This window comes from Ruminobacter sp. RM87 (genome assembly GCF_000701925.1).
GTDB classification, from domain to species: domain Bacteria; phylum Pseudomonadota; class Gammaproteobacteria; order Enterobacterales; family Succinivibrionaceae; genus Ruminobacter; species Ruminobacter amylophilus.
Map to the genome: position 1 here is coordinate 71,110 of NZ_JNKD01000005.1, position 6,201 is coordinate 77,310.

Genomic DNA, 6,201 nt, shown 5'->3' on the forward strand with positions numbered 1-6,201 from the left:
ATCGGTTAATTTGCTTTTGACGATAGTGCTGAAAAGAAAGTGGCTTTAGGTGAGGTCAGTTTGATGAGTTCCCTGATGTTTTTCTTTTCTGAAACAAAGAATACCACTGTATCGTTAGCCTGTAATGTGGTTTTATCATCCGGAATGAGCATTTCATTTTCTCTTGCGACGGCACAGATGGATATTCCCTGAGGCAGTTTAAGATCTTTTACATATCTGCCGATAACATTGCTGTGCGAATAGTCTCCCGACAGCTTTATTTCAAGACCTTCAGCCAGACCGTGTTTTAATGTTTTTACATTAATGATTCCGTTTCTGCGGATGTTTGTCAGCAGTGCCGAGATCGTGGCATCACCTGGAGAAATATATATGTCGATTGCATTATTTGACAGCAGGTTGATATAGGCGTATTTCTGTATTAATACTATGGCCTTTTTGGCACCCTGCTTTTTGGCCAGCAGTGCAGACATAATGTTCGTTTCATCGTTATCAGTAACGGATATAACCAAATCCATCATATCTACGTGTTCCTCTGTGAGGAAATTCTGATCTGAAGGATCTGAACAGAATACTTCAACAGAGGTTTTATCGAATTCGTCAGCTAAAGAGGCTGCGTTTTTAGAATTGGTTTCAATGAGTTTTACGCTGTATTTTTTGCATATGTTCAATGCCAGGTTTCGGGCAATATTTCCACCTCCGACGATCATGATACGTCTGTATGGTGGTTCAAGTTTCTGCAGTGTTGAGGTCATCAGTCTTACATGACCTTTGGCGGCAATAAAATAAACTTCATCACCAGCTTCAATAACAGTGTTAGGGTTAAGATTGATTAGCTTATCCTGACGATAGATTGCGACAATTTTGATAATTGCATTACTGATGTATTTGGAAAGATTGTTTACTGAACTTCCGACAATGGAGCCCCCGTAGTAAGCTTTTACTGAGGCCATGCAAAGTCTGCCGTCGGCAAATTCTGTCAGTTGAGTAACTCCTGGGTATTCGATAAGCTTGACAATTTCCTGCATTACCAGATTTTCCGGAGCAATAATGTTGTCCACGGGAATGGCGTTATCGGTGAAAAGAAGATCTTTTTCTGACAGGTAATCATGATTGAGTATACGTGCTATCTTTTGCGGAATTTTGAACAGGGAATACCCAAGCTGACATGCCAACATGTTTATTTCATCTGAATCGGTTACAGCCACGAGAAGATCAGCATTGTCGGCGTCAGCATTTCTCAGTGTGGCGGGATAAGAAGCATATCCCTGCACTACTTTTATATCAAACCTGTTTTTGATTAATTGCAGCCTTTCATAATTCTGATCAACAAGAGTTATTTCGTTATTTTCATTAACCAGATATTCCACCAGCCCGGATCCAACCTGTCCGGCACCTAAAATGATTATCTTCATGGCTGTACTCCGGTGTGATTATTTAATAAACAAAATTCTTTTTTAATCTAGCGTAGAAAAAACCGTCCATGCTGTTTTGTCCCGGAAGAATCTGCAGTCCGGGATTATCTGCTGATTCATCCTGTTTCAGAGGAATGAGCTCAGCATCCTTATGCTCAGACAAGAATTGTTTTATCTGAAGAGTGTTTTCTACCGGTTCAATTGAACATGTTGCATACAGCATAATGCCACCTGATTTCAGCATTTGCCACATATTTTCCAAAATTTCTCGCTGAAGTTTAACTATACTCTTAATTTCTTCTGGAGTACGCAGCCACTTTATATCGGGATGGCGTCTTATAACTCCTGTGGCAGAGCATGGTGCATCAAGAAGTATTCTGTCAAATTGCGGATAAGGACTCCATGAATGGTCTTTTGATGATGCATCGGCAGCGATAACTTTGGCTTCAAGTCCGAGTCGATGCAGATTATCTTTGACTCTTTTAAGTCGTCCTTCATCAAGATCAAGTGCTACGAGATCTTTTATTTCAGGGCATATTTCCAGAATATGAGTTGTTTTTCCACCTGGTGCCGCGCACGCATCGAGTATTACTTCACCTGGCTGAGGATCCAAAAAAATAGCGGCCTGCTGAGCGGCGGCGTCCTGAATAAATACAAATCCTTCTTTGAAAAGAGGCAGTTCTTCAGCGTTAACGGCAGGAGTAACTGTTAATGCGCAGGGAACGCCTTCAACCGGGGTTCCGGCTAATCTTTTTTCTGCCAGAAGATTAATGTAATCTGATAGCGATACTTTTGCAGTATTGATTCTTATTGTTAAAGGAGGATGATTGTTGGACTGTTCAAGTATGGAGCCCAAAGATTTGCCATAGGCTGATTTTATGTCGGAAATAAGCCACTGCGGGAAGGAGTACTTTGTTTCATATGATTTATTTAACCGTTCATCTATCTCTGCTTTTTTTCTAAGATAACCATGCATTACTGCGTTGGTCAGCCCTTTCAGCGTATCAAAACCTAACTCTCCGACAGCTTTAACCGTTTCATTGACGGCTGCATGATTAGGAGTATTCAGAAAAGCCAGCTGATAAAGCCCTGCAAGAATTGCATATTTAGCTTTTATTGATTTTGATTTGAACGGTTTTTCAAGCAATATATCAAGGATGCCTTCAAGGAACAGCTTGTTGCGCAGGATGCCGTTCACCAGTTCTTTAAGAAAAGACGCATCAGACACAGACAGCTTTTTGGCTCTGAGTTTAACTGTGGCCATAAGTGGCTGTTCTTCATGGAGTGCTTCGGTCAGTATTTCAGCTACAATGACTCTGGGGTTTTTAGTACTGATCATGCATTAACCATCCTGCCTGGTTTAAACATGTCCTTCTTTGAGTTGTAGACATCAGCAAAGCCCATTGCTTTTTTATTTGGAAGCTGGAGTTCTTTGATTCTGAGAATTCCGTTGGCAGTGGCAATATCAAGGCCGTCTTTTCCGGCGCTGACAATTTCACCCGGAGTTTTGTTGGTCTGTTCGTTGAGAACCTGAGCTTTGTGTACCTTGATGATGTTTTCATCAAGTGAAAAATATGCAAGAGGCCATGGAATATATGTTCTTATATATCTTTCAAGTGTTGATGCATCAAGATTGAAATCAATCAAGGCTTCTTCTTTGCTTAGCTTTTTGGCATATGTGACAAGTTCAGGATTCTGAGGAATGGCATGGCTTATCATTTCTTCCATGTTATCAAGCATTCCGCACAGTGTTTCCGCACCGAGAACTGCCAGCTTTTCGTAAAGAGAAAGAGAAGTGTCTTCTTCGGTGATCGGCAGTGTCGCAATTTTTATAATATCTCCAGAATCAAGTTCTGTTGCGACTTTCATGATTGTTACGCCGGCATCAGGATCTCCTGCCCACAGAGAGCGCTGAATCGGAGCTGCGCCTCTCCAGCGAGGCAGTATTGAACCGTGAACATTTATGGAACCGAGACGTGGAGCATAGATAACCTCATCAGGCAGAATCAGACCATATGCCACAACAATCATCAGATCTGCCCCAAGTTCCTGTATGATCCTGATTGCTTCTTCGTTGTTACGTAATTTTTCCGGCTGGTATACGGGTATACCTGCCTTGAGAGCTGTTTCCTTTACTGGAGACGGGGCAAGATGATGACCTCTTCCTTTCGGGCGGTCTGGCTGTGTTAATACTGCGCAGATGTCCGCATTACAGTCTATAAGTTTCTGCAGATGTACTGCGGCAAAATCCGGTGTGCCGGCAAATAAAATTTTCATGTCTAGATTGCTCCGTCTGGTGAAAAACCCTAATGAACAAGTTTAAGTCTAAATCAGCAGCTTTGTTTCAATGGTGACTAGTCCTGCTGCTTTTTCTGTCTTTCTCTTTCTTTTGCTAGCAGCTTTGCTTTTGAACGATACATGTTTCTCTTGAGAGGTGACAGATAATCAATAAACAGCTTGCCGTTTAAATGGTCAATTTCGTGCTGCAGACATATTGCCAACAGTCCATCCGCATTGATTTCAAAGAATTCACCATTGAGATTCTGGGCTTTTACTGTTACTTTTTCTGCTCTTTCAACTTTTCCTCTGAGTCCGGGAACTGAAAGACATCCTTCGTCTATGCCTGTTGTCCCTTCCTTGGATATGAATTCTGGGTTGATGAGAACCAGCTGATCTTCAGGTTTGCGTTCATTTACAACATCTATAACTACAATTCTTTTGAATACATTGATTTGCGGGGCGGCCAGTCCTATACCTTCATCTGCGTACATTGTTTCAAACATGTCGGTAACCAGCTTTTTGAGTTCATCATTAAATTCGGTTACAGGAGAGGAAGCCTGATGAAGCTTTTCATCAGGATAATATAACAGTTCTAAAATAGCCATGAATGGATGGAATCCTTTATTATTTGTCTGATTGTTATGAAAACACGGACAGCGTAGGGTTCATACATAATGTGCCGCATGCTTGTTGAATAATCCGTTTCTGTACTTATTATACCATATAGATGATAGTATAGAATTTTCTGATGTGTTTTCGGAATCTGAATGGGTAATGAGCTGTTGTTTAAATTTTAAGATGACCAAGTTTCGCATTATGCAAAAAAATGCATATAAAATTGTATTTTAATTCTAAATTGTGATCGATAATTTAAAAAAAAGTAGTATTTATTGCGACTTAATCATTAAGAATTTAATCTATTAGATACTATGATTAAATTAGAGTCATTTTGGTGATCTTGCAAGATTGGTTGATGCTGACATTGACGGATTTCATGCTGGGATGCGAATGACTGAAGAAAAATTCGTACAAGCTAAGTGTTGATTGTTTGTACGGCATGGACTGAATACAAAGTAGCAGGGATCAGTATGATACTTAAAAAATTAGGAATTTTTATGGCTTCAGTGCTGTTAGCAACAGCATCTATGGCCGATACATTGGAAGTTAATGAGAATCATCCTACCAAATATGTAGTTCAAAAGGGCGATACTCTTTGGGATATCTCAGGAAAATTCCTGAAAAAACCATGGTACTGGCCAAAGATTTGGAACGTTAATCCTCAGATTGACGATCCGCATTGGATTTATCCTGGTGATGTTCTTACTTTGGTATGGATTGACGGAAAGCCTTACATTAAACGTGAAGCAACTACCCAGAAGGGCAATCCTATTCCGACTATTAATGCCGAGGCAATTAAAACTTTCTTAAGAAATGATGTTATTCTCCCTTATGATCAGGCTCAGCTTGATAAGTACCCATATGTTGCCGGTAATAACGAAGAACGCCGTTTGTTTGCTGAAACCAAGGATGTTTATGTCAATGGTAAGTTGAATAAGGGTCAGCAGTATGGTGTTTATCATAAAGGTCAGGCTCTTATAAATGACGAAGGTAAAAAGGTAGCTTTCCACGCTATTTTCACCGGTGTAGTAGTGGGTGGCGATCAGTACGGTAAAGACGGTAAGTTTAACAAGAGCTATCTTGTTAAGAATAAGACAGCTGTTTCAAATGGTGATTATGTATTACCTATAGAAGATAACGGCTATGGTCTTTATTTTGTTCCTAAGGCTGCAACTGTTGATACAACTATCATAGGTCTTGCAGAAGAAAGTAGCGGTGTTGCAGCAATCTATGACACTGTTATTGTTGGAAAGGGCAGTAAGGACGGCGTATCTGTTGGTGATGTGTTCTCAATCAGCAGAATCGGAGCCAAGTTAGTTGGTGAGACTGCAGATGACACCTCATATGCTACTATGGCCGGTGCAGGTAGAAGACTGGTTTCATCTTCTGATAACGTATTACCTGATGATGTTATAGGTCAGGCTTTGGTATATCGCACATATGATAATGTGGCCTTAGCCATCATCATGAATAGCTCCGATCCTGTATTCAAGGGATACAAGTTGGTTAAACCTGAATAAAGAAGCTGTTATCTGAATTTATTTATAAAAAAGAGTCCCATTCTTTGCACTTTTTTGTGTAACTATGGGCAAATCAACAAATCCTCAGCACTCCAATGCTGAGGATTTTTCTCAGTGGTTAATCCTCCGCTTCAGTTGCAGCATCTTCCTCGTACTCTATATTCATCTCAGGCTCCGGAAATGGAATTTCCAATCCTTCAAACAGCTCCTTCTTCTTTCCTACTATTTCAGAGAAATATCCTCCGTCTGGGAATATCGTCTGAGTTATATTTGACAGTGAAGACAGCATTTTGGGTACTGAGTCAAACGGCAGTTGAATGCCTTTTGCTTCTGCTGAATGGATGCGATGTCTTAGCATGCAGAGAATACTG

General features: G+C 40.5%; 6 protein-coding genes. 1 reads left to right on the forward strand and 5 read right to left on the reverse strand.

Features of this window, described 5'->3' with window-relative positions:
- Positions 1-5 precede the first annotated feature (5 nt).
- From trkA to def, 4 genes are all read right to left on the reverse strand, one after another.
- Positions 6-1,412: a Trk system potassium transporter TrkA gene (trkA, locus tag T489_RS0102720; protein WP_031578505.1), complete on the reverse strand. Its 1,407-nt coding sequence runs from the start codon at positions 1,410-1,412 to the stop codon at positions 6-8.
- A 22-nt stretch (positions 1,413-1,434) separates the two neighbouring features.
- Positions 1,435-2,751 carry a 16S rRNA (cytosine(967)-C(5))-methyltransferase RsmB gene (rsmB, locus tag T489_RS0102725; RefSeq protein WP_031578506.1) on the reverse strand — a complete coding sequence of 439 codons (1,317 nt, stop codon included), beginning with the start codon at positions 2,749-2,751 and terminating at the stop codon, positions 1,435-1,437.
- Complete coding sequence (gene fmt, locus T489_RS0102730; protein WP_031578507.1) at positions 2,748-3,689, reverse strand: methionyl-tRNA formyltransferase; 942 nt, start codon at positions 3,687-3,689, stop codon at positions 2,748-2,750. Before fmt ends, rsmB begins: the two co-directional genes overlap by 4 nt.
- Positions 3,690-3,766: 77 nt before the next feature.
- A complete protein-coding gene (gene def / locus T489_RS0102735) occupies positions 3,767-4,297 on the reverse strand; it encodes a peptide deformylase (protein WP_031578508.1) in 531 nt (176 codons plus the stop codon).
- A gap of 510 nt (positions 4,298-4,807) precedes the next feature.
- On the opposite strand from def, the gene T489_RS0102740 reads away from it, so the two are divergent.
- Positions 4,808-5,830 carry a LysM peptidoglycan-binding domain-containing protein gene (locus T489_RS0102740; protein ID WP_232218271.1) on the forward strand — a complete coding sequence of 341 codons (1,023 nt, stop codon included), beginning with the start codon at positions 4,808-4,810 and terminating at the stop codon, positions 5,828-5,830.
- 118 nt (positions 5,831-5,948) lie between these two features.
- Here the strand turns inward: T489_RS0102740 and T489_RS0102745 are convergent.
- The coding region (locus tag T489_RS0102745; protein ID WP_031578510.1) for a hypothetical protein at positions 5,949-6,201 on the reverse strand (253 nt) is incomplete at its 5' end.

What these genes read in the sequence shown, in the direction of transcription:
- trkA (WP_031578505.1), bottom strand. Translation starts at nt 1,412, where the DNA reads ATGAAGATAATCATTTTAGGTGCCGGACAGGTTGGATCCGGGCTGGTG.
- rsmB (WP_031578506.1), bottom strand. Translation starts at nt 2,751, where the DNA reads ATGATCAGTACTAAAAACCCCAGAGTCATTGTAGCTGAAATACTGACC.
- fmt (WP_031578507.1), bottom strand. Translation starts at nt 3,689, where the DNA reads ATGAAAATTTTATTTGCCGGCACACCGGATTTTGCCGCAGTACATCTG.
- def (WP_031578508.1), bottom strand. Translation starts at nt 4,297, where the DNA reads ATGGCTATTTTAGAACTGTTATATTATCCTGATGAAAAGCTTCATCAG.
- T489_RS0102740 (WP_232218271.1), top strand. Translation starts at nt 4,808, where the DNA reads ATGGCTTCAGTGCTGTTAGCAACAGCATCTATGGCCGATACATTGGAA.